This window comes from Microbacterium sp. CFBP 13617, from assembly GCF_014839445.1.
GTDB lineage: Bacteria > Actinomycetota > Actinomycetes > Actinomycetales > Microbacteriaceae > Microbacterium.
This window is the reverse complement of the sequence record NZ_JACYNW010000001.1, coordinates 651,299-673,069: the sequence shown is the minus strand read 5'-3', so window position 1 is coordinate 673,069 and position 21,771 is coordinate 651,299. Positions and strand designations below refer to the sequence as shown.

Below are 21,771 nucleotides of genomic sequence, written 5' to 3'. Positions count from 1 at the left end.
GAGGTCACTCCGGGAGCGGGCGTCCGCGGTACAGCGCCTCGAAGGTGTCGAGGGTGCGGCCGATGTCGTGCACGATCACGCCGTCGAGCGACGCCTGCTGCATCCGCCGGCGCTCGTCGGGAGCGGCGGTGAGCACGTCGGTCAACCGGGCCGCGAGCTCGTCGGCGTTTCCGGGCTCGAACAGGTACCCGTTCTCGCCGTCGTGCACGAGGTGCGGGAGTGCGACCGCATTGGCGGCGACGATCGGCAGGCCGGAGGCCATGGCCTCCATCGTCGCGATCGACTGGAGCTCGGCGATCGAGGCGATCGCGAAGACCGACGCGCGGGAGTAGAGCGCGCGCAGCTCTTCTTCGGACGTGTGGCCGTGGAAGGTCACGCGGTGCGCGAGACCGAGCTGCTCGGCGAGCTGCTCGAGGTTGCGGCGCTGGTCGCCGCCACCGACGATGTCGAAGGTCACGTCGAGGGCGGGGTCGATCTTGGTCATCGCGCGCAGGATGACGTCGATGCCCTTCTCGGTGGTGAGGCGTCCGACGAAGAGGATGCGGTTCGCGTCGCGCGGCTCGAGGTCGGGCGTGTAGTTCGAGCGGTCGATACCGCAGGAGATCGGGATGACACCCTCGATGCCGATCGTCGCCTGCAGGAAGTCGGCGGCCCGACGCGTGGGCGTCGTGACGGCGCGCGTCATGACGAAGGTGCGCTTGGCATCGGCCCAGGCCAGCTTGAGCATGATGCGGTCGAGGAAGTCGGGCAGGGTCGTGAAGTCGAGGATGTTCTCGGGCATCACGTGGTTGGTGGCGATCACCGGGATGCCGCGCTTGCGCGCCTCGCGGGCGAGTCCTCGGCCGATGATGATGTGCGACTGGATGTGCACGACGTCGGGCCGGATCTCATCGAGCATGAGTCGCGCGTAGTGCTTCGCGCGCCAGGGCCATACGAACGTGAGCCAGTCGTGCGGAAGGAAGCGGTACGACGGAAGACGGTGCAGCGTCATCGGCTGCCCCTCGATCACCTCGGTCGCCGTGCCCGCGTGGCCACGGCCGATGCTGGGCGCGGCGACGTGCACGTCGTGACCGCGGGCGACAAGACCGGCGGCGAGGCGCTCGGCGAAGCGGGCGGCCCCGTTGACGTGGGGCAGGAACGTGTCGGCGCCGATGAGGACCGTGAGCGGACGTTCGGCCGGGGTGGGAGTCTCGCGCGAGACGGCGGGATCGTGCGCGTCGTCGGATACGGGATGGTCGGCGGGCGTCGCAGAAGTGGTCACGGGTGGTGAGGCCTATCTATGCGGCGGACGGGTCGCACGGTGCGGTTCATGCGCTCGCACCACTGTACCCGAGCGGTTTTCGCGAACCCGGAGCCGTCTCCCGGTGTGGAGGACGGGTGGCGTGGGCGCTCGACGCGTGCCGGACGCGGCACCGCCCGCCCGGCGTGGCACCGGGCGGGCGGGTCGGAGCGGGTCGAGTCAGTCCCGACCGTCGAGCCGCGGGTCGGGCGTGGGAGCACCGTGCGCGGGGCGCGGCGGCCCGTCGGTCCCGGCGGGGGCGGGAACCTCGGATGCCGCGGCCGCCATCGCCGACACCACCACGGCGTCGTCGGTGGCCGGCGCCTGCCGGGGATCAGCCGCGCGGGGGGCTTCGGCCGCCCCGAGATCGACGTCGGCGGTGGCCTGCTCGAACTGCGAACGGTAGAGCCGGTAGTACGCCCCCTCGGTGCCGATCAGCTCGTCGTGCGTGCCCTGCTCGACGATGTCGCCGTGCTCCATGACCAGGATGAGATCGGCATCGCGGATCGTCGACAGGCGATGCGCGATCACGAACGACGTGCGTCCTTCGCGCAGCGCGGCCATGGCCTGCTGCAGCAGCAGCTCGGTGCGCGTGTCGACCGACGAGGTCGCCTCGTCGAGGATGAGCACCGACGGACGCGCGACGAACGCCCGCGCGATGGTGATGAGCTGTTTCTCACCCGCCGAGACGTTCGCGGCGTCTTCGTCGAGGACGGTGTCGTACCCCTCGGGGAGCGAGTGCACGAACTGGTCGACGCGGGTGGCGACGGCGGCTTGCTGGATCTCGTCGTCGGTGGCGGTCTCGCGGCCGTAGCGGATGTTGTCGCGGATCGTCCCGGCGAACAGCCACGGGTCTTGCAACACCATGCCGGTGCGCGAGCGGACGTCGTCGCGGCGCAGTTCGGCGATGTCCTGACCGTCGAGCAGGATGCGTCCGCCGTCGAGCTCGTAGAACCGCATGATCAGGTTGACCAACGTGGTCTTGCCGGCCCCCGTCGGTCCGACGATGGCGACCGTCTGACCCGGCTCGACCCGGAACGACAGGTCGCGGATGAGCGGGCGATCGGGCGAGTACGCGAAGCGGACGTTCTCGAACTCGATGACCCCGCGACCGTCGCCCGGGCGCGGGGCGTCGGGGGCGTCGGGGTCTTGCTCGTCGGCATCGAGCAGGGCGAAGACGCGCTCGGCCGAGGCCGTACCCGACTGCACGACCGCGGCCATGCCACCCAGCTGCGACAGGGGCTGCGTGAACTGCTGCGAGTACTGGATGAACGCCTGCACGTCGCCCAGGCGGATCTGCCCGCCGGCCACCATGAGTCCGCCGAGCACCGCGATGCCGACGTAGGTGAGGTTTCCGACGAACATCATGCCCGGCATGATCATGCCGGAGAGGAACTGGGCCCGGAAGCTGGCCTGGTAGAGCTCTTCGTTCTCGACCTCGAACTTCTCGCGGGCGTCTTTCTCGCGGCCGTAGACCTTGACCAGCGCGTGACCCGAGAACGACTCCTCGACGCGGGCGTTGAGACGGCCCACCTTCTTCCACTGCTCGCCGAAGGCCTTCTGCGACTTCGGGCCGATCACCCCGAAGATGACCGCCATGAGCGGGAGCGAGATGAGCGCGACGAGGGCCAGCTGCCAGGAGATGGTGAACATCATGATGAGCACGCCCACGACCGTGAGCACGGAGGTGAGGGCGCTCGAGAGCGACTGCTGCATCGTCTGCGTGATGTTGTCGATGTCGTTCGTGACCCGCGAGATGAGCTCACCGCGCTGCACCTTGTCGAAGTACGACAGGGGGAGCCGGTTGACCTTGGCCTCGACGTCTTCACGCAGGCGCCACATCGTGCGCACCATGATGATGTTGATGACGTAGCCCTGGATCCACGACAGCAGCGACGAGCCGACGTAGATGGCCAGTACCGTCACGACCACGATGCGCAGCGCATCGAAGTCGACGCCCGCGCCGACCTGGAAGTTGTCCATCGCGCCGACGATGTTGGCGATGTCGCCCTGCCCGGCGGAGCGCAGGGCGTCGACGACGGCGTCTTTCGGGGTGCCGGCCGGGAACTGCTCGGCGAGCCCGCGCGAGACCACGCCCTCGAAGATGATGTTCGTGGCGTTGCCGAGGACGCGCGGGGCCAGCACCGCCAGCACGACACCGAGGGCCCCGAGCACCGAGACGAGCCCGAAGGCCCCGGCGTGGGGTCGTAGGAGTCCGATCAGCCGGCGGAAGCTCGAGCCGAAGTCCGAGGCCTTGCCCGGCGCGACGCTGTCCCAGTCGCCGGAGTTCAGACGGGCCTGTTCAGCGAGCTCGAGTTCGGCGCGCTCTTCTTCGGTGCGGGTGTCGGGAGTGCTCATGCTTCGACCCCCAGCTGCGACTCGACGATCTCGCGATAGGTGGTGCTGGAGCGCAGCAGCTCGTCGTGCGTGCCGAGGCCGGCCATGCGTCCGTCTTCGAGCACGACGATCCGGTCGGCACCGGTGATGGTCGAGACGCGCTGCGCGACGACGATCTTCGTCACCTCGGGGAGCTCTTGCCACAACGCCTGCCGCAATCGGGCGTCGGTGCTGAGGTCGAGGGCCGAGAACGAGTCGTCGAAGACGAGCACCGCCGGCCGGTGCACGATCGCTCGGGCGATGGCGAGGCGCTGGCGCTGCCCGCCCGAGACGTTGGTGCCGCCCTGGGCGATCTTGCCGTCGAGGCCGCCCTCCATCGCCTCGACGAAGTCGCGACCCTGGGCGATCTCGAGCGCGTGCCACAGTTCGTCGTCGGTGGCGTCTTCGCGACCGAAACGCAGGTTGGATGCCACCGTGCCGCTGAACAGGAACGGGCGCTGCGGCACCAGGCCGATGCTCTTCCACAGCAGGTCGAGGTCGGCCTCGCGCACGTCGACGCCGCCGACGCGGACGACTCCCGCCGTCACGTCGAACAGACGCGGGAGCAGGGAGACGAGGGTCGTCTTTCCCGCCCCCGTCGATCCGACGATCGCCACGGTCTCGCCGGGGTGGGCCGCGAACGTGACGCCCGACACCACGGGCGACTCGGCTCCCGGGTACGCGAAGGCGACGTCGTCGAACTCGACGGTTCCGACCGAGGGGAAGACGCTCACCGGGTTCGCCGGACGCTCGAGCGTCGAGTGACTGTCGAGCACCTCTCCGATGCGCTCGGCCGACACGGCCGCGCGCGGGATCATCACCGTCATGAAGCTCGCCATGAGCACGCCCATGAGGATCTGCGCCACGTACTGCATGAAGGCGAAGAGGGTACCGATCTGCACGCCGCCGGCGTCGACCTGGATGCCGCCGAACCAGATGACACCGACGACGGTGACGTTGAGCACCAGCATCGCCAGCGGGAACAGCAGCACGAAGAGCGAGCCCACCTTGCGGCCGACGTCCATGATGTCGGTGTTCGCCTCGCGGAAGCGCTCTTCTTCGATGCGCTCGCGCACGAAGGCGCGCACCACGCGCACCCCGGTCAGCTGTTCGCGCATCACCCGGTTCACGGCGTCGAGCTTGGACTGGTAGCTGCGGAACAGCGGCACCATGCGGGCGATGATGAGGGCGACCGCGACCAGCAGGATCGGAACGGCGACGCCGAGCAGCCAACTGAGACCGACGTCTTGCTGCAACGCCATGAAGATGCCGCCGAGGGCGAGCAGCGGGGCGCTGACGAGCATGGTGGCACCCATCATCGCGAGCATCTGCACCTGCTGCACGTCGTTCGTGTTGCGCGTGATGAGGGAACCGGCGCCGAACTGCGACAGTTCGCGCTCGGAGAAACCGCTGACCTTCTCGAACAGATCGAGCCGGATGTCGCGGCCCGCGGCCATGGCGGCGCGCGCGGCGAAGTAGGTCGCGACGACCGAGGCGACGATCTGCCCGAGCGAGATGCCGAGCATGATCATGCCCTGCGACCAGATGAACCCCGTGTCGCCCTGGGCGACGCCGCGATCGATGATGTCGGCGTTCAGGCGCGGCAGGTAGAGGGATGCCATCGCCGCGACGAACTGGAACACCAGCAGCGCCACGAGGAGCCAGCGGTACCGGGACAGGTAGCGGACGAGGATCTTGCCGAGCATGGGACCTCCGGAGCAGGTCTGACGCGGCCGCCGTGACCGCGAAGACCAGCCTGGCACCAACCTCCGACACCGGGGAACCTTTTCTGCAACTCAGCGCCCGTTCGGTCGCGGCTCGTAGGGTGGAGCCATGTCTCGACTGCAGGCCGACGCCGCCGCCGACCTCTGGGTGCCCGTGACCGGTTCGCTGGGCCTGCGCGGCCGACGACACCGCAAGGCCGCCATCGGCATGCTGCTCGGGCAGGCCGCCCGCACGACCGGCACCGCCCCCCGCCCCGGCGGCGGCGCCTTCGCCTGGATGCTGAGTCAAGCCGCTCCGCTGCTCATGCGTCGCGCCGGTGGCCGCGTTCTGGTGTGGGTGTGGAAGAGCGCGCCCGAACTGCTCGTCGTGATGGCACAGCTGCAAGAGGCCACCGCGCAGCTGCGCACCGCGCGCGCGATGATGCCGATGGAGTACGACGACACCGAGTCGTTCCGCAATCCGCATCTCGGCGTCGGCGAGAAGCTCGCGATGCCGCTGCCGGCCGATCCGAAGACTCCCCCCTTCGCGACCTACACGTGGGACACGGGCTCGCACTTCGTCACGGTGACGGCGGTGTGCGCCGACCGCGAGCGGTTCGGCACCGTCATCGGCGCGGTCGACGACATCGCACGCACGCTCCGCGTCGTCGACGACCTCTCGGTCGGAGAGACGCCGACGGTGCTGCGGATCGATCCGGCCTGAGCCGCTGCGCCGCTCCGGCCGAGCCGTCGGGGCACCGTGCGCACAGACCCTTCGACGCGCTCAGGACCTCGGTGCAGCGACGGGATGTCAGTCGTCGTGGATGTCGCGCGGGCGCCAGAGCACGATGTCGGTCGCGCGACGCACGCGCGAGCCGTGGCGGAGCGTCACGACCGAGCCGGTCGCGCCGGCGGCGAAGACGCGCGCACCGGGGCGGGACTGCCGCTCGATCGTGAGCTGCCGCTCGAGGTCGTTCACTCGGCGGGCGAGATCGTGCACGCGCTCCTCGAGGGCGAGGAGGCGCGCGATCGCGGGAAGGCTCATGCCCTCCCCCGACAGGCGGGCGACCTCGCGCAACTGCTGCACGTGGCGGCTCGAGTAGCGACGCGACCCGCCCTGGGTGCGCGCGGGCACGACGAGGCCGAGCCGGTCGTACTGCCGCAGCGTCTGCGGGTGCATGTTCGACAGCTCGGCGGCGGCGGCGATGGCGAAGATCGGGGCGTCTTCGTCGATCTCTCTCTCGGACACGTCTTCACCTCTTTCGTCGTGCCGGCTGCGGGTGCCGGGTTCTCGGCATCCTGACGTATCGAATGCCGAGAACCGCGACGACGCGCGTGGGATGCGTCAGCGCGCCTTGGCCATCAGGTCGGCGCGCGGGTTCTCTTTCGGTTCGAGCTCGTGGAAACGCTCGAGGGCTTCACGGGCCGCATCGTCGAGGTGCGTGGGAACCGCGACCTGAACCTCGGCGAGCAGGTCGCCGACGCCCTTGGTCGACTCGATACCGCGCCCCTTGACGCGCAGCACCCGTCCCGACGGGGTACCGGGGGCGACGCGCAGTCGCACCGGCTCCCCCCCGAGTGTCGGGACCTCGATCGTGGCGCCCAGAGCCGCCTCGGTGAAGGTGACCGGCACCGTGACCCGCAGGTGGAGGCCGTCGCGCGTGAACACCGGGTGCGGACGCACCGCGACGGTCACGACGATGTCGCCGCTCTCGCCGCCGTCGGGCGACTTGCGTCCGCGGCCGCGCAGGCGGATCTTCTGCCCGTCCGACACCCCGGCCGGGATCTTCACCTTGAACGGCACGTTGTCTTCGCCCTGCAGGGTGATCGTCTCGCCCTTGGCCGCCGTGATGAAGTCGATCGTCGTGCGCGCCGTGACGTCGGATCCGCGCTGCGGTCCGCCGTAACCGCGGTATCCGCCCGAGGTCTGACCGAACCGGCCGGAACCGAAACCGGCGCCGCCCTGCTGGTCGAACATCGAGAAGAAGTCGTCGAAGCCCCCCGGAGGAGCCCCGGCGCCGCCACTGCGCGGTTGACCGAACCGGCTGAAGACGTCGTCGAAACCGCCGCCGCCGCCGGTACCCGGTGCCGAGAAGCGCGCCCCCGAGCCCATGGCCCGGATCTGGTCGTACTCCTCGCGCTGCTCCGGATCGTTGAGCACCGAGTAGGCCTCGCTGATCTCTTTGAACTTGGCCTCGGCCTTCGCGTCACCCGGGTTCGAGTCGGGGTGGTACTGGCGCGCGAGCTTGCGGTAGGTCTTCTTCAGATCGGCCGCGCTGACGCTCTTGTCGACGCCGAGGACCTTGTAGAAGTCCTTGTCGAACCAGTCCTGACTCGCCATCTGTCCTCCTCTTAGGCCGGCACGGCGACGACGACCTTGGCCGGTCGCAGCTCGATCGAGCCGAGGCGGTAACCCACCTCGACGACCTCGAGGATCGTCGTCTCGGTCACGCCGGGGGTGGGCGCCTGGAAGATGGCCTCGTGCTGCTGCGGGTCGAAGACGTCGCCGACGGCGCCGTACGACACCACGCCGAGGCGCTCGGCCACGGCCCGCACCTTGTCGCCGATGGCGGCGAAGGGCGTGCCCTCGACGAGGTCGCCGTGCTTGACCGCGCGGTCGAGGTCGTCCATGACGGGCAGCAGGCCCTTCACGGCTTCGCCCTTGGCCCGCTCGATCTCGCGCTCGCGCTGGTCTTCGGTGCGCCGGCGGTAGTTGGCGTACTCGGCCTGCAGCCTCTTGAGGTCGATCAGCAGCGAGGCCTCCTTGTCGGAGGAAGCCCCCTCTGCCGCGGCCTCGGGCGTCTGCTCGGCGCCGAGGATGTCGTCGATGGTCAGGCCCTCGGCATCCGCGTCGGTCGTCTCGGACTGCTCGCCCGACGGCGCGGGGCCGGAGGTGTTCTCCTCCGGCCCCGTCTCGTCAGGACCGGCGCCCGAGCCCGTGGGCTGTTCGTCGTCCTTGTGTGCCATGGTCTCTGCTTACTTCTTCGTCTCGTCGGTCGGCTCGTCGTCGACGACCTCGGCGTCGATGACGTCTTCCTCGGGGTTCGGCGTCTCACCGTTGCCGGGCTGGCCGACGTTCGGGTCGGCGGGCTCGCCCGCGGCCTGCGACGAGGCGTAGATGGCCTCGCCGAGCTTGCCCTGGCTGGCGTTCAGCTTGTCGAACGCGGTCTTGACCGCGTCGTCGTCATCGCCGGCGAGTGCCGTCTTGAGCGCGTCGACATCGCCCTGGACCTCGGTCTTGACCTCGGCGGGGAGCTTGTCTTCGTTCTCTTTGATCAGCTTCTCGATCGAGTACGACAGGGTCTCGGCCTGGTTGCGGGTCTCGGCGGACTCGCGGCGCTTCTTGTCGTCGGCCGCGTTCTCTTCGGCCTCGCGCACCATGCGCTCGATGTCTTCCTTGGGCAGCGACGAGCCACCCGTGATCGTCATCGACTGCTCCTTGCCGGTGCCCTTGTCCTTCGCCGAGACGTGGACGATGCCGTTCGCGTCGATGTCGAAGGTGACCTCCACCTGCGGGATGCCACGGGGAGCCGGGGCGATGCCGGTGAGCTCGAACGTGCCGAGCGGCTTGTTGTCGCGGGTGAACTCGCGCTCGCCCTGGAAGACCTGGATCGCGACCGACGGCTGGTTGTCGTCGGCGGTGGTGAAGGTCTCGCTGCGCTTGGTCGGGATGGCCGTGTTGCGCTCGATGAGCTTGGTCATGATGCCGCCCTTGGTCTCGATACCGAGGCTCAGGGGGGTGACGTCGATGAGCAGCACGTCCTTGCGCTCACCCTTGAGGACACCGGCCTGCAGGGCTGCGCCCACGGCCACGACCTCGTCGGGGTTGACGCCCTTGTTGGCGTCCTTGCCGGTCTCCTTCTTCACGAGCTCGGCGACCGCGGGCATGCGGGTCGAGCCGCCCACGAGCACCACGTGCGCGATGTCCTCCACCTTGACGCCGGCCTCGCGGATGACGTCGGAGAAGGGCTTGCGCGTGCGGTCGAGGAGGTCCTTGGTGAGGTCCTCGAACTTGGCGCGCGTGAGGGTCTCGCTGAGCGAGACGGGGCCCGAGTCGGTGAGCGACAGGTAGGGCAGGTTGATGGAGGTCGAGGTCGAGCTCGACAGCTCCTTCTTGGCCTGCTCGGCCGCTTCCTTCAGACGCTGCAGGGCGATCTTGTCGCCCGAGACGTCGACACCGGTCGTGTCCTTGAACTGCTTGATGAGGTAGTCGACGACCCGCTGGTCCCAGTCGTCGCCACCGAGGCGGTTGTCACCCGAGGTGGAGCGCACCTGGATGGTGGAGAAGTCGTCGTCCTTGCCCACTTCGAGCAGCGAGACGTCGAACGTTCCGCCACCGAGGTCGAACACGAGGATGAGCTCGTCTTCTTTGCCCTTGTCGAGGCCGTACGCGAGAGCCGCGGCGGTGGGCTCGTTGATGATGCGCAGCACGTTGAGGCCCGAGATCTCACCGGCCTCCTTGGTGGCCTGGCGCTCGGCGTCGTTGAAGTACGCGGGGACCGTGATGACCGCGTCGGTCACGGTGTCGCCCAGGTACTCCTCGGCGTCGCGCTTCAGCTTCTGCAGGATGCGGGCCGAGATCTCCTGCGGCGTCCACTTCTTGCCGTCGACGTCGAACGACCAGGTCGTGCCCATGTGGCGCTTGACGCTGGAGATGGTGCGGTCGACGTTCGTGACGGCCTGGCGCTTGGCGGTCTCACCGACGAGCACCTCGCCGTCCTTCGTGAAGGCGACGACCGAGGGGGTCGTGCGGAAACCCTCGGCGTTGGCGATGACCTTGGGCTCGCCACCCTCGAGCACGCTCACGACGGAGTTGGTCGTACCGAGGTCGATTCCCACTGCACGGGGCATATGTGTCTCCTTGCTTGTGAGTCGGACGGATGCCACGACTCGGGGTGTGATGAAAGTCTCTGCGGGGGTTGAGCCCCGATGACTCAAGGTTATCGGGGCCCTGCATCGAGGTCAAGCCGAGTTGATATGAATTGGCTCAACTTCTGGATGCCGTGTGTCGCGCGCCGCCGGCCATGTCCCGAAATGTGCAGCAGCGAGGGGTCTAGGCAGCACGAAGTGGGACATGCCCCGCCCCACAGCGTGCCCAGCGTCTCGCGCAGCGCAAACCGTGTCCCGAAATGTGCAGCCCCGAAGGGCCCAGGCAGCACGAAGTGGGACATGCCCCGCGCCACAGCACGCACGCGGCGTGAGGACGACACCGGGCGGCGGCCGCGCCTGCGAACCGCTGCACGCACGACGCCCCCACGACCCGAGGGTCAGCGGGGGCGTCGAACGGATGCCGCGGGGTCAGTCGCGATCGCGGTCGCTCTCACGGCGCTGCGGGCGGTCGCTGCGCTTGGCGGAGCGTCCGCCACCGTCGAGGCGCAGGTCGATCAGCTGGCCCGAGATGCGGGTGTCGGCGAGGCGGCCGATCGTGTCGCTCGACAGGTCGGCGGGCAGCTCGACGAGCGAGAAGTCCTGACGGATCTGGATCGCACCGAAGTCGTTGCGACGCAGCCCACCCTCGTTCGCGAGGGCGCCGACGATCTGACGCGGCTCGACCCGCTGGCGACGACCGACCGCGATGCGGTAAGTCGAGAAGCGCCCCGAGGTGTCGCGGCGCGGACCGCTGTCGCGCGATCCACCGTCACGCGAACCCCCGTCGCGGGAAGCGCCGTCGCGCGCGGGACGCTCGCTGTCGAAGCGCTGCTGGCGGAAGGCCTCGGCCTCGAGCAGCAGCGGGGTGTCGCCCTGGGCGACCACGGCGAGCGCTGCGGCCACGTCGGCCTCGGGCACGTCGTGGTGCTCGACGTAGTGGGCCACGACGTCGCGGAACGTCGCGATGGCGGCGGTGTCCTCGAGGGCGGTGGTGATCGCGTCGTCGAAACGGGTGAGGCGCGTGGCGTTGACGTCGTCGACGCTCGGCAGCGACATCTCGGTCAGCGGCTGGCGCGTGGCCTTCTCGATCGCGGTGAGCATGCGGCGCTCGCGCGGGGTGACGAAGCTGATCGCGTCGCCCGTGCGGCCGGCGCGACCGGTGCGGCCGATGCGGTGCACGTACGACTCGGTGTCGATCGGCAGGTCGTAGTTGACCACGTGGCTGATGCGATCCACGTCGAGACCGCGCGCGGCGACGTCGGTGGCGACGAGGATGTCGAGCTTGCCGGACTTCAGCTGGTTGACCGTGCGCTCGCGCTGCACCTGGGCGACGTCGCCGTTGATGGCGGCGGCGGTGTACCCGCGGGCACGCAGCTTCTCGGCGACCGTCTCGGTCTCGTTCTTCGTGCGGGTGAAGACGATCATGCCCTCGAAGTTCTCGACCTCGAGGATGCGCGTGAGGGCGTCGATCTTCTGCTGGTACGACACGATCAGGTACCGCTGGCTGATGTTCGTCGAGGTCGCGGTCTTGGTCTTGACCGTGATCTCTTCGGGGTCGTTCAGGTACTGAGCCGAGATGCGGCGGATCTGCGCCGGCATGGTGGCCGAGAACAGCGCGACCTGCTTCGTCTTGGGGGTGTCGGCGAGGATCGTCTCGACGTCTTCGGCGAAGCCCATCTTGAGCATCTCGTCGGCCTCGTCGAGCACGAGGTACTTCAGCTCGCTCAGGTCGAGGGTGCCCTTGTCGAGGTGATCCATGATGCGACCCGGGGTGCCCACGACGATGTCGACGCCGCGGCGCAGCGCCGACAGCTGCTGGCCGTAGCCCTGACCGCCGTAGACGGGGAGCACCGAGACGCCCTTGATGTGGGCGGCGTACTTCTCGAACGCCTCGCACACCTGGAGCGCGAGCTCACGGGTGGGGGCGAGCACGAGGGCCTGCGGGTTCTTGTGGCCGGTCTCCATCTGCGACAGCACCGGCAGCGCGAAAGCCGCGGTCTTGCCGGTACCGGTCTGCGCGAGACCGACGACGTCGCGACCCTGCAGGAGCACGGGGATGGTCGCGGCCTGGATGGCCGACGGGGTCTCATACCCAACGTCCTTGAGGGCTTTGAGCACGTTGGCATCCAGACCCAGGTCGGAGAAGGTGAGCGGGGCGGGGGTGGTCTCCGCCTCAGCGGAGTCGACGGGGTTTTCGGATGCCATGACTCCACGGTAGTCGGCTCCGCGCCGCCGTGCGGGCTCGGCGGTAGCCTGAATGAGCGCGCCAAGGGTGGCGCGGCGTCGCCTCGGGGGTACCGGGCGTTCACCGGAGGGGCCTAGCGTGACCCATATGACCCCTCCCGAGCCCGCCTCCGCCCCCGTCAGCACCCTCCGTCGGCCGGTGCTCGCCTGGGCCCTGTGGGACTGGGGATCCGCCGCCTTCAACGCGGTCGTGACCACGTTCGTGTTCAGCACCTACCTGGCGAGTTCGCTGTTCGTCGATCCCGCCGTGGTGGCTGCGGCGAACGGCAACGACGACGACCCCGCCCTCGTTCGCGCGCTCGCCGACAATGCGAGCCTGGTCGGCGTGGCGCTGATGATCGCCGGCATCGTCGTGGCGCTCGTCGCCCCCGTGCTGGGCCAGCGCTCCGACGGTACGGGGCGCCGCAAGCTCTGGCTCGGCATCAACACCGGCCTGATCGTGCTGTCGATGGCCGCGATGGTCTTCGTCGAGGGCACACCCGAGTTCCTCGTGCTCGGCGCCACCCTCATCGCGGTCGGCAACGTCTTCTTCGAGTTCGCCAGCGTCAACTACTACGCGATGCTCACGCAGGTCTCCACGCGCGAGAACATCGGCCGCGTCTCGGGCTTCGGCTGGGGCATGGGGTACGTGGGCGGCATCGTGCTGCTGCTCCTGCTGCTGGTGCTGTTCATCCAGAGCTTCGGCGCACCCGACGCCGGGGGGCTTCTCGCCGTGCCCAAGGAGGGCGGGCTGAACATCCGCCTCGCGGTCCTGGCATCCGCTGTCTGGTTCGGCGTGTTCGCCGTTCCCGTTCTGCTGCGCGTTCCCGAGATCCCGCCGCAGCAGCGCCGGGTGCGCGTCGGCTTCTTCCGCTCGTACGTGGTGCTGTGGGGCACGCTGCGCTCGCTGTGGCGCGACAGCCGGCAGGTGCTGCTCTTCCTGGTCGCCAGCGCGGTGTTCCGCGACGGCCTCGCCGGCGTGTTCACCTTCGGCGCGATCATCGCCGCGCAGGTGTTCGGCTTCAGCTCGACGGAGGTGCTCTACTTCGCGGTCGCGGCGAACGTGGTGGCCGGTATCAGCACGTTCTTCTCGGGGCGCCTCGACGACCGCTTCGGACCGAAGCGCGTGATCGTCGTCTCGCTGATCGGCCTGATCGTCCTGGGCAGCGTCATCCTCTTCATCGGCACGTCGGTGCCGGCGTTCTGGGTGGCGGGCCTCGGACTCGGCCTGTTCGTCGGACCCGTGCAGTCGGCCAGCCGGTCGTTCCTCGCCCGGGTGGCTCCGGAGGGTCGCGAGGGTGAGATCTTCGGCCTGTACGCCACGACGGGCCGGGCGGTGTCGTTCCTCGCCCCCGGTCTGTTCGCTCTGTTCGTCGGGATCACCAGCGACACCCGCCTCGGCATCGTGGGCATCGTGCTGATCCTGGCGGTCGGGCTGGTGCTGATGGTTCCGGTGAAGGCGCGGCCGGCCGTCATCCGCTGAGGCGGGCCGGGGGCGCTCCGGCCGGGGCTCCCCGCGCGGCCAGCCCCGGGCGCCGAGTGCTCGGGCCGGGGCCGCTCGCGGGCCGGGCGCTCGATCCGGGCTCCTCGCGGGCCGAACTCCTGAGAAACGCACCCGCGCGCCGCGCGCACCCGCGTCGATCCGGCGCGAACTCTGCGGTCGACTCGGAGATCTCAGGAGTTTCGCACGCGTCGAGACCTCGCCTCGGCGATTCGAGACAGAGCGAGCTCAGTCGCGCGGCCAGGCGTCGGCGAACTTGCCGAGCAGGCGGGCGAACTCGACGCGCTCGTCGTCGGTGAACGACTCCAGCGCGGAGCGCACGGCATCCCGTCGTCGACCGCGGAAACCCGAGACCATCCCCTCGCCCTCGGGCGTGAGGCGCACGCGCGTGCGGCGGGCGTCGTCGGGGTCGGGCTCGCGCGCGACCAGACCCATCTGCGCCGCCTGCTGAACCAGACGCGAGGCGCGGGGCTGGTCGACGCCCACCGCCTCGGCGATCTCGCTCACCGACAGCGATCCGGATGCCGCGATCAGAGCGTCGAGCAGGCGCAGGCGTGCGGGTCCGCCGAAGCGCCCCTGTGCGGGGTCGGCCCAGGGCGGGGTTCCGCGCCCCCAGGGCCCGCCGAATCCCCCGCGTTCGCCGTGAACGTGCGGGTGATGGTGGCCCTCCGTGCCGAAGGGCGGGCGCGGGCGGCGTCCGCGCAAACGCCCGAGGGCGGCGGCGATCTCGTCGGCGGGGTCAGTGGCCATGCGGGAATTTTACATGTCGCTTGACAAGCATCAGAGATACATGTCACAGTACATCTGTTGTCACATGACATGTATCGGCGGATGGACCGCCCCGAAAGGACACCCCATGAACACCTCCACATCACCTGATGCCCGCAGCCTCGCCCACCGCCTCACGACGGTCGGTCACGCGCTGCACCACCGCCTCTTCACGCAGCTGCGCGACAGCGAGCTGCACCCCAAGACCGTGATGATCCTCAGCGCCATCGACGGACGGATCGACGCCCCCTGGGTGCGCGACCGTCTCGCCCGCGGCGGCAAGCGCGTCGACGCTCTCGCCGAGCGCGGCTGGATCGAGCGCGGCGACGACGGCTGGCGACTGACCGACGGGGGTCGCGAGATCCTCGACCGGGTGGATGCCGACCGCGCGGCCCTGCTGGCCGACGTGCCGGCCGAGCAGCTGGAGCGCCTGACGACGGCTCTCGACGCCCTCTCGGACGCGCTGGGAGTCGACGCGACCGAGGCGTCACCGGAGCGCGGCTTCCGCGGCCCGGGACGCGGCGGTTTCGGCCCCGGTTTCGGCCCCGGCCCGCGCGGGTTCGGTGCACGCTTCGGCCGGGGTTCCGGCCACGGCGATCACGAGGCCGAGCACGGCGGTCACCGCGGACACACCGCGGATCGACCGTGCACAGGCAACGAGCGCGACCACGGCGGCCGAGGCTTCGGCCGGGACGGCCACAGCCACCACCGTGGTCACCGAGCCGCGCAGCACGCGTTCGAGCGCGGCTTCGACGCCGGGTTCCGCCGCGGCCGCGAGTCGTCGGCATCCGAATGATCCCGCGAAACCACGAAGCGGCGAGGACTCCCGAGGGAGCCTCGCCGCTTCGTCGTCGGGTCAGCGCCCGACGGACCCGGCCTCGGTCGAGCCGACGTCGGTGCGGTGGAAGTTGAGCGCGGAGCGCGAAGCCGTCGGCCCGCGCTGACCCTGATACCGGTTGCCGTACGGGCCCGAGCCGTACGGGTTCTCGGCGGGCGAGGTCAGGCGGAAGTAGCAGACCTGTCCGATCTTCATTCCCGGCCAGAGCTTGATCGGCAGGGTGGCGACATTCGAGAGCTCGAGCGTCACGTGGCCCGAGAAGCCCGGGTCGATGAACCCCGCGGTCGAGTGCGTCAGCAGCCCCAGGCGGCCGAGAGACGACTTGCCCTCGAGGCGCGCGGCGACGTCGTCAGGAAGGCTGACCCGCTCGAAGGTCGATCCGAGAGCGAACTCGCCCGGGTGCAGGATGAACGGCTCGTCGGGAGCGACCTCGATGAGACGCGTCAGCTCGGGCTGCTCCTCGGCGGGGTCGATGAAGGGGTACTTGTGGTTGTCGAACAGCCGGAAGTAGCGATCGAGGCGCACGTCGACGCTCGAGGGCTGCACCATGGCCGGGTCGAAGGGGTCGAGCCCGAGGCGGTTCGCGTCGAGTTCGGCTCGGATGTCGCGATCGGAGAGCAGCACGGCCCCAGCCTAGGGCGAGGGTCGTTTTCGCGGGGGTCTGTGACGGACGACGGGGAGCACGACGACCGGACGCTGTTATGCTGGCCGGGCTGCCGCAAGGCGCACGGGGCTGTAGTTCAATGGCAGAACTTCTGCTTCCCAAGCAGATAGCGCGGGTTCGATTCCCGTCAGCCCCTCCATGTGTGACTCCCGGACCTGTTCCGGACTCTCCCGCGTCGCTTCAGACTGATGACCTTTCGCCCGGCGCTCGCTGTTCCCGCGCCGCGCTCCGACGCCTCCTCGTGGATCGATCACGATCCCGTCGGTGCGTGGTCGAGGGTGACGACGAGTTTCCGCGCCGATACGCCGAGGCGAAGGGTGTCGATGGCTCCCTGGATCGCCGGAAGGCCGTGTCCCGCGATGTGGGCCTCGGGGTAGAGATGGTGGCTGCCCGAAGCGAGAGCGGCGGGGAGATACCCACCCCAGACGGCCGGGCCCACGGGAGACGTGGCGATGGCGCTTCCCCAGATGAACGAAGCTCCGATACCGCGGGGGCGACTGCGCACCTGGAGGAGAGCCGTCCGCGTTCCGAGCTTCAGGAAGAGGCGGATGCGAGCGAGGGAGAGGCCTCGACGGCGCGGTTGATCGTAGAACGAGACGGGAGGGCTCGCCATCGCGATCTGCGTGGCACCGGTTGCGCGCGCGATCCTCAGACAGGGCTCGGCCGACCCCGTCGCCACGGCGAGGATCCCCGCCACCGCGGAGCCGCCGACCTCATCGATGATCCGATTCGCAGCGTCCGGGTCGTGGTAGTCGAAGACGGCTTCCGCCCCCAGCCGCCTCATCTGTTCGTGGTTCTTCGCCGAGGCTGTCGTGACGACCCGATAGCCGGCCGCTCGGGCGAGCTGGATCGCATTGCCTCCGACCGCCGTCGCGCCGCCCCAGATCACGACGACCTCGTCGCGAGGCGCCGAGTTTCCGAGACGGGAGTAGTCCAGTCCCAGTTGGTCCTTCTCGAACAGGCCGGCCGCCGCGGTGGATATCGCCAGAGGCAGGACGGCGGCCTCCTCGAAGGCGATGGCGGCCGGCAGGACGGCGGCCAGGCTCGCGTCGACCGCGACGTAGGCCTGGAAACCGCTCTCGGAGACGGCGTCCCGTCCTTTCTCCAGGCCCATCGCGTACGCCACGACGCGGTCTCCGACGGCGAAGTCGTCCACGCCGGCACCGGTTTCGACGACGACGCCCGCGACGTCCTCCCCCAGGACCACCGGGTAGCGCAACCATCCGTACATGACGGTGCCGTTGGACTGGATGATCGCGTCGAGCGGATTCACCGCCACCGCGCGCACCTCGAGCAACAGCTGCCCCACCCCCGGCTTCGGCATCGGCGCAGCTCGGACCGTCAGGTCTGCATAAGGAGAATCGATCCACGCCGCCGAGTTGTCGCTCATTCTTCCGCTCTCCGATTCTGATGACATTGCGTGTCATCGTGACCGATCTTACGACAGTTCGTGTCATCATGGGTCCATGCCTCGATGGTCACCGGACGCTGCTTTGCGGATGGAAGCCGCGGCGATGACCCTGTTCGCCGACCAGGGGTACGCGGGGACCACGGTTCCCCAGATCGCCGAGGCGGCGGGGCTGACCACACGGACGTTCTTCCGCCACTTCGCCGACAAACGCGATGTGCTGTTCCTCCGGGATCGCGAGTTCCCGCAGGCGGTGAGCGACTTCATGGCATCCATCCCGCAGGAACGCGGCGCAGCGGCCACCGTGCGCGAAGGTCTCGCCGCCGCATGCCGAGGCATCCAGGGCTGGCGAGAACAGATCGCGCGTCGACGCAGCATCATCCAGAGCGAACCGGCGCTGCACGAGCGCGATCTTCTGCGCAGTCACTACCTCGCGCGCGCCATCGAAGGATCCTTGAACCAACGGAGCATCGCCCCCGGGCCTGCGCACGCCTGGGCAGCCCTCGCCGTGACCTGTTTCGACCTCGCGGTGGACCGATGGCTTCAAGGCTCCGCCGATCTCCCGCTCGAGGATGCGCTGACGACGGTGTGGACCGACATGCGGGAATGGTTCAACGCATGACAGGGCGTACGCCTCCGACCCGGCTCGGCGCGAAGGAGACGGACTCGGTCAGGGCAGGCGGATGATTTCACTGAAGGCGCGATCGGCACTCGACAATCCGGCGAAGAGGCGGAAGTCACCGCTGACGCGTTGCCATCCCTCGGGTGACCAGCGCTTCACCTGTTCGCGCGCGACGCGCACGGTGACCGACCGGTCGCCGTTGCCCGCGAGCTCGACAGGAACGAAACCGAGCAATGCGGCGGTGCTGTCGGGCTCGCCTCCGTAGAGCTGCACCACAGTCCCCCCGGCGCGCTCTGACGTGTTGCGCAACTGGGCTGTCGCCGTCACCGCATCGCCGTCGACGCGGTACGCGACCGACGTCACGCGGATCGCCGCGTACCCCAGGCCGAAACCGAACGGGAACGCCGACGCACGGTCGCCCGCTTCGTATCCGCGGTAGCCGACGTTCACGCCCTCCGAGTAGACGGTGCGTCCGTCGACACCGGGGTACCCGTCGGCAGCGAAAGCCACGTCCTCTTCGGATGCCGGAAAGCTCAGCGGCAGTCGGCCTCGAGGTTCAGCGTCGCCCGCGAGGAGCCGTGCAAGACCGGCGGTTCCCGCTTCTCCCGCCTGCCACCCATGAAGAATCGCGGCGAAGGGAAGGTGCGGGAGGACGAGAGGGCCGCTCCCCAGCGTCACGAGCACCACCCGCGACGAGGCGGTGAGCGCCTCGAGAACACGCACCTGATCCTCGGGCAACCGCAGGGATTCGACGTCCATCGCCTCGCCGGACGCTCGACCGACGACAGCGATCACCACGTCCGAATCCTCCACCGCGTCTATCAACGTGGTCCGGTCATCCGTCTTGAGCACGCCGAGAGAGAGGAAAGGAGCGAGCGGGGTGCCCGGCGCCGAGAGGGCTGCTCCGGTGCGGTAACGAACGTCGACAGCCACCGTCTCGCCCGCGTCCATGTCCACGAGATGATGCAGCGGGTAGTGGGGTCCGCCGATCATGGGCGAAGCCTCGCGCGAGCCGGCGGTGACGAGGCCGCCGTCGATGAACAGTTCCGCGGATCCGGCGAAGTCGAGGGTGAAGCGGTACTCGCCCCGCAGGCGGGCGGTGAAAGACCCGGTGATCTCGGCGGAGTACGTGGACGAACGCATGTCCTCGGCTCTCACGGCGAACGTGTCCAGCTGCCTCACCGTCGCGACGCCCGTCTCGCTGTCTCGCTCGACGGCAGTGATCTCAGCGAAGCCGTCCGCGTTCTCCTCCGAGGCCACGGGCGTGTCCGCGGCCGCGGTGCGGACGTGGTGCGCGTCGATGCCCACCGCGCGGAGCGCCTCGGTGAGTGACGGGGAGCGGCCGTGGTCCACTTCGACGGCAGCGGAACCGCCGATGATGAGCAGATGGTCCAGGGAGTCGGGGCTGACGACCGCGACGCGCACCCCGGATGCGAGAGGCAGGGTCCCATCGTTGGCGAGGAGGACCGTCCCCGCGGTGACGATGTCGCGCGCCAGGTCGCGGGCCAGGGGGGTTCCGAGGCCCGACGGATCACCGACCGCCGGCTCCAACCGCACGAGCCGCGCCGCTCGCACGACGTGGGAGACCAGCTCGTTCAGATCGTCGTCGGCGAGGGCGGCCACCATTTCGGCGGTGCGCCCATGCGCGGGGCCCAGCGCCGGCAGATCCAGTCCGGCACGGAGGGCCGCCTCGTCGTCGCGCACGGCGAAAAGGAAGTCGGGAAGCGTGACTCCCTCGAAACCCCACTCCTCTCGCACCATCCGCCATAGCTCGGGGCTCTGTGCGGGGTATTCGCCATTCACACGGTTGTACGAGCTCATCAAGCCGGCGACCCGATGCGCGCGAACGGCGCGCTCGAACGGCCACAGGTAGACCTCTCGAAGGGTGCGTTCGTCCACGATGACATCCACCGCGTCGGTTCGAGCCGCCCCCGGTCCCGTGCCGTCGCCCGGCGCGATGTTCTCGCCCGTACGAAGAACCTCGGCGTTGTTGGCGACCAGATGCTTGACGACCGGGAGCACCCGCTCGGCCTGGATCCCGTCGATGATCGCCCCACCGATCTGAGCGACGAGTTCGGGATCCTCTCCGAGACCCTCGCCCGTGCGCCCGTCGCGGGGGACGCGCGCGACGTCGAGGACGGGGCCGAGAAGCACGTTCGCTCCCGCTGCACGCGTCTCTCTCGCGAGAGCACGGCCGTAGCGCTCAGCGAGTCCGACGTCGAAGGACGCCGCAACCGCGAGGGGCGAGGGGAACGCGGTCGCTCCATCCGCCCCGCGCACACCGTTCGGACCATCCACGTAGACGAAGGGCACGACGCCGGGAGCCCCCTCCCACAGCCCGAGGGCGACCGCCTCCCGCTCCGACCTGGGCATGCCCTCCGCCGCGGCTCGCGTACCACCGACGGCCGTCCGGCGGAAACCGCCCGGCGAGGTGGGCGCGGGATCGGTCACTCGTAGTCCTCGACGCGCCACTCATCGTGCCAGTCGATGAGGGGACGGTCGCCTTCGAAGCGGATGGGGAGCCACACGTAGTCCGCGATGGTGGTGTTCACGTCGGCGAATTCCTCCATGGGTTCGTCCCCGTCGCGCCCCGGAGCAAAATGCTCGACGAAGGCCTGGTGCGCACGTTCGCCGTGTTCCAGGTAGCGAGGGAGCCACCGGTCCGCGATCGCGATGTACAGATCTTTCTTGCCCGGATGCCGGAACACCGACGAGATCTGCGAGTGGAACGAGGTGCGGGACGCATCGTCGGGGTGCAGATCGCCCAGGACCGTGAAGGGGCCGTGGTAGCTCGGTGCGACGGCGGACTCCGATGGGTTGGGGTAGTAGCCCGTGGTCCCCGAGGTCAACACGTAGTGCTTGCGATCCCGCGCGAAGTACGCCGGGGCCTCACGGACGAAAGGCGGCTGCGGCTGCGGGAAGTGCGTGCTGTAGTACCCGGTGACGTTGGTGTAGTCGCTCGTCAGGTCGGCGCAGATGAGCTCCGAGTGCACCCGCTCGAAGTAGTAGTACCCCTTCCCGTCGTGGGGATCGACGACCAGGTCGAAATCGCCGGCGGACATGTCCAGCGGCTTCAGCCAGGACTGCACGATGCGGTAGGGGCCCAGGATGGTGTCTGCTTCGAGGACCGTGGACCGCTGCAGCGACCCCTTCGTCATCACCTTGATCCAGCAGACGAACTTGCCGGTCTCGCGATTGTGGATGATGTGCGGGCGGTCGAGGTACTGGGAAGGGTGAAGCGGCGACGATTCGTCCACCTCGTCCGGCGGGATGATGAGCCCCCGGTCCTCCCAGTTGTAGAGGTCCGTGGAGGAGTAACAGCGGACGCCCCAGTGCCAGATGCCGCTCCCGGGCTCTGAGCGCTCCTTGTTCTCGCCATACCAGTAGAAGACGCCGTCGACGTCGAGGACGGATCCTCCGTGGGCGTGGATGCGGTTGCCCTCGGTATCCCTCCACGGTTGGCCGGGAGTGATCGAGGTGCGGGGTTCGGTAGTCATATGGATCCTTCGAGAGGGCGAGG

Annotated in this window: 17 protein-coding genes and 1 tRNA gene; 5 read left to right on the top strand and 13 right to left on the bottom strand. The window is 69.2% G+C overall.

Annotated elements, in window-relative coordinates:
- Positions 1-4: 4 nt before the first annotated feature.
- From IFU40_RS02990 to IFU40_RS02980, 3 genes are all read right to left on the bottom strand, one after another.
- Entirely contained in the window at positions 5-1,261 is a 1,257-nt protein-coding gene (locus tag IFU40_RS02990) for a glycosyltransferase (protein ID WP_191925315.1), read from the bottom strand.
- Between the two features lie 198 nt (positions 1,262-1,459).
- Positions 1,460-3,637, bottom strand: coding sequence for an ABC transporter ATP-binding protein (locus IFU40_RS02985; protein ID WP_249404029.1), 2,178 nt, complete (start codon positions 3,635-3,637; stop codon positions 1,460-1,462).
- Complete coding sequence (locus IFU40_RS02980; RefSeq protein WP_191925314.1) at positions 3,634-5,361, bottom strand: ABC transporter ATP-binding protein; 1,728 nt, start codon at positions 5,359-5,361, stop codon at positions 3,634-3,636. The genes IFU40_RS02985 and IFU40_RS02980 overlap by 4 nt, the downstream gene beginning before the upstream one ends.
- A gap of 127 nt (positions 5,362-5,488) precedes the next feature.
- Between IFU40_RS02980 and IFU40_RS02975 the strand changes: the two genes are divergently transcribed.
- Positions 5,489-6,082 (top strand): hypothetical protein, encoded by a 594-nt coding sequence (locus tag IFU40_RS02975; protein ID WP_055934912.1) that lies wholly within the window; start codon positions 5,489-5,491, stop codon positions 6,080-6,082.
- An 87-nt stretch (positions 6,083-6,169) separates the two neighbouring features.
- On the opposite strand, the gene IFU40_RS02970 is transcribed toward IFU40_RS02975, so the two are convergent.
- The 5 genes from IFU40_RS02970 to IFU40_RS02950 all read right to left on the bottom strand — a co-directional run bounded on the left by IFU40_RS02970 (position 6,170) and on the right by IFU40_RS02950 (position 12,432).
- Positions 6,170-6,607 carry a heat shock protein transcriptional repressor HspR gene (locus IFU40_RS02970; protein WP_055832709.1) on the bottom strand — a complete coding sequence of 146 codons (438 nt, stop codon included), beginning with the start codon at positions 6,605-6,607 and terminating at the stop codon, positions 6,170-6,172.
- Positions 6,608-6,703: 96 nt separating this feature from the next.
- Complete coding sequence (locus IFU40_RS02965; RefSeq protein WP_191925313.1) at positions 6,704-7,699, bottom strand: DnaJ C-terminal domain-containing protein; 996 nt, start codon at positions 7,697-7,699, stop codon at positions 6,704-6,706.
- 11 nt (positions 7,700-7,710) lie between these two features.
- Entirely contained in the window at positions 7,711-8,325 is a 615-nt protein-coding gene (locus tag IFU40_RS02960) for a nucleotide exchange factor GrpE (RefSeq protein WP_070409024.1), read from the bottom strand.
- Positions 8,326-8,334: 9 nt separating this feature from the next.
- The gene (gene dnaK / locus IFU40_RS02955; RefSeq protein ID WP_055832706.1) at positions 8,335-10,209 is read right to left on the bottom strand and encodes a molecular chaperone DnaK; all 1,875 of its coding nucleotides are present in this window, start codon (positions 10,207-10,209) and stop codon (positions 8,335-8,337) included.
- A gap of 447 nt (positions 10,210-10,656) precedes the next feature.
- Positions 10,657-12,432 carry a DEAD/DEAH box helicase gene (locus IFU40_RS02950; protein WP_191925312.1) on the bottom strand — a complete coding sequence of 592 codons (1,776 nt, stop codon included), beginning with the start codon at positions 12,430-12,432 and terminating at the stop codon, positions 10,657-10,659.
- A gap of 127 nt (positions 12,433-12,559) precedes the next feature.
- Between IFU40_RS02950 and IFU40_RS02945 the strand changes: the two genes are divergently transcribed.
- Complete coding sequence (locus IFU40_RS02945; RefSeq protein WP_191925311.1) at positions 12,560-13,933, top strand: MFS transporter; 1,374 nt, start codon at positions 12,560-12,562, stop codon at positions 13,931-13,933.
- A 246-nt stretch (positions 13,934-14,179) separates the two neighbouring features.
- Here IFU40_RS02945 and IFU40_RS02940 read toward each other — a convergent pair whose 3' ends face one another.
- The gene (locus IFU40_RS02940; protein WP_191925310.1) at positions 14,180-14,701 is read right to left on the bottom strand and encodes a MarR family winged helix-turn-helix transcriptional regulator; all 522 of its coding nucleotides are present in this window, start codon (positions 14,699-14,701) and stop codon (positions 14,180-14,182) included.
- A 106-nt stretch (positions 14,702-14,807) separates the two neighbouring features.
- On the opposite strand from IFU40_RS02940, the gene IFU40_RS02935 reads away from it, so the two are divergent.
- The gene (locus tag IFU40_RS02935; RefSeq protein WP_191925309.1) at positions 14,808-15,515 is read left to right on the top strand and encodes a MarR family winged helix-turn-helix transcriptional regulator; all 708 of its coding nucleotides are present in this window, start codon (positions 14,808-14,810) and stop codon (positions 15,513-15,515) included.
- Between the two features lie 60 nt (positions 15,516-15,575).
- Here the strand turns inward: IFU40_RS02935 and dcd are convergent, their stop codons facing one another.
- Complete coding sequence (dcd, locus tag IFU40_RS02930) at positions 15,576-16,181, bottom strand: dCTP deaminase (RefSeq protein WP_191925308.1); 606 nt, start codon at positions 16,179-16,181, stop codon at positions 15,576-15,578.
- 105 nt (positions 16,182-16,286) lie between these two features.
- On the opposite strand from dcd, the gene IFU40_RS02925 reads away from it, so the two are divergent.
- A tRNA-Gly gene (locus tag IFU40_RS02925) sits at positions 16,287-16,360 on the top strand.
- Positions 16,361-16,471: 111 nt separating this feature from the next.
- On the opposite strand, the gene IFU40_RS02920 is transcribed toward IFU40_RS02925, so the two are convergent.
- On the bottom strand, positions 16,472-17,611 hold the full coding sequence (locus tag IFU40_RS02920) for a zinc-binding alcohol dehydrogenase family protein (RefSeq protein WP_191925307.1): 1,140 nt from the start codon (positions 17,609-17,611) through the stop codon (positions 16,472-16,474).
- Positions 17,612-17,735: 124 nt separating this feature from the next.
- Here IFU40_RS02920 and IFU40_RS02915 point away from each other — a divergent pair, with 124 nt between their 5' ends.
- Positions 17,736-18,251, top strand: coding sequence for a TetR/AcrR family transcriptional regulator (locus IFU40_RS02915; protein ID WP_191925306.1), 516 nt, complete (start codon positions 17,736-17,738; stop codon positions 18,249-18,251).
- 48 nt (positions 18,252-18,299) lie between these two features.
- On the opposite strand, the gene IFU40_RS02910 is transcribed toward IFU40_RS02915, so the two are convergent.
- Positions 18,300-20,702 carry a glycoside hydrolase family 3 C-terminal domain-containing protein gene (locus IFU40_RS02910; RefSeq protein WP_191925305.1) on the bottom strand — a complete coding sequence of 801 codons (2,403 nt, stop codon included), beginning with the start codon at positions 20,700-20,702 and terminating at the stop codon, positions 18,300-18,302.
- Positions 20,699-21,748 carry a family 43 glycosylhydrolase gene (locus IFU40_RS02905; RefSeq protein WP_191925304.1) on the bottom strand — a complete coding sequence of 350 codons (1,050 nt, stop codon included), beginning with the start codon at positions 21,746-21,748 and terminating at the stop codon, positions 20,699-20,701. Before IFU40_RS02905 ends, IFU40_RS02910 begins: the two co-directional genes overlap by 4 nt.
- Positions 21,749-21,771: the final 23 nt, after the last annotated feature.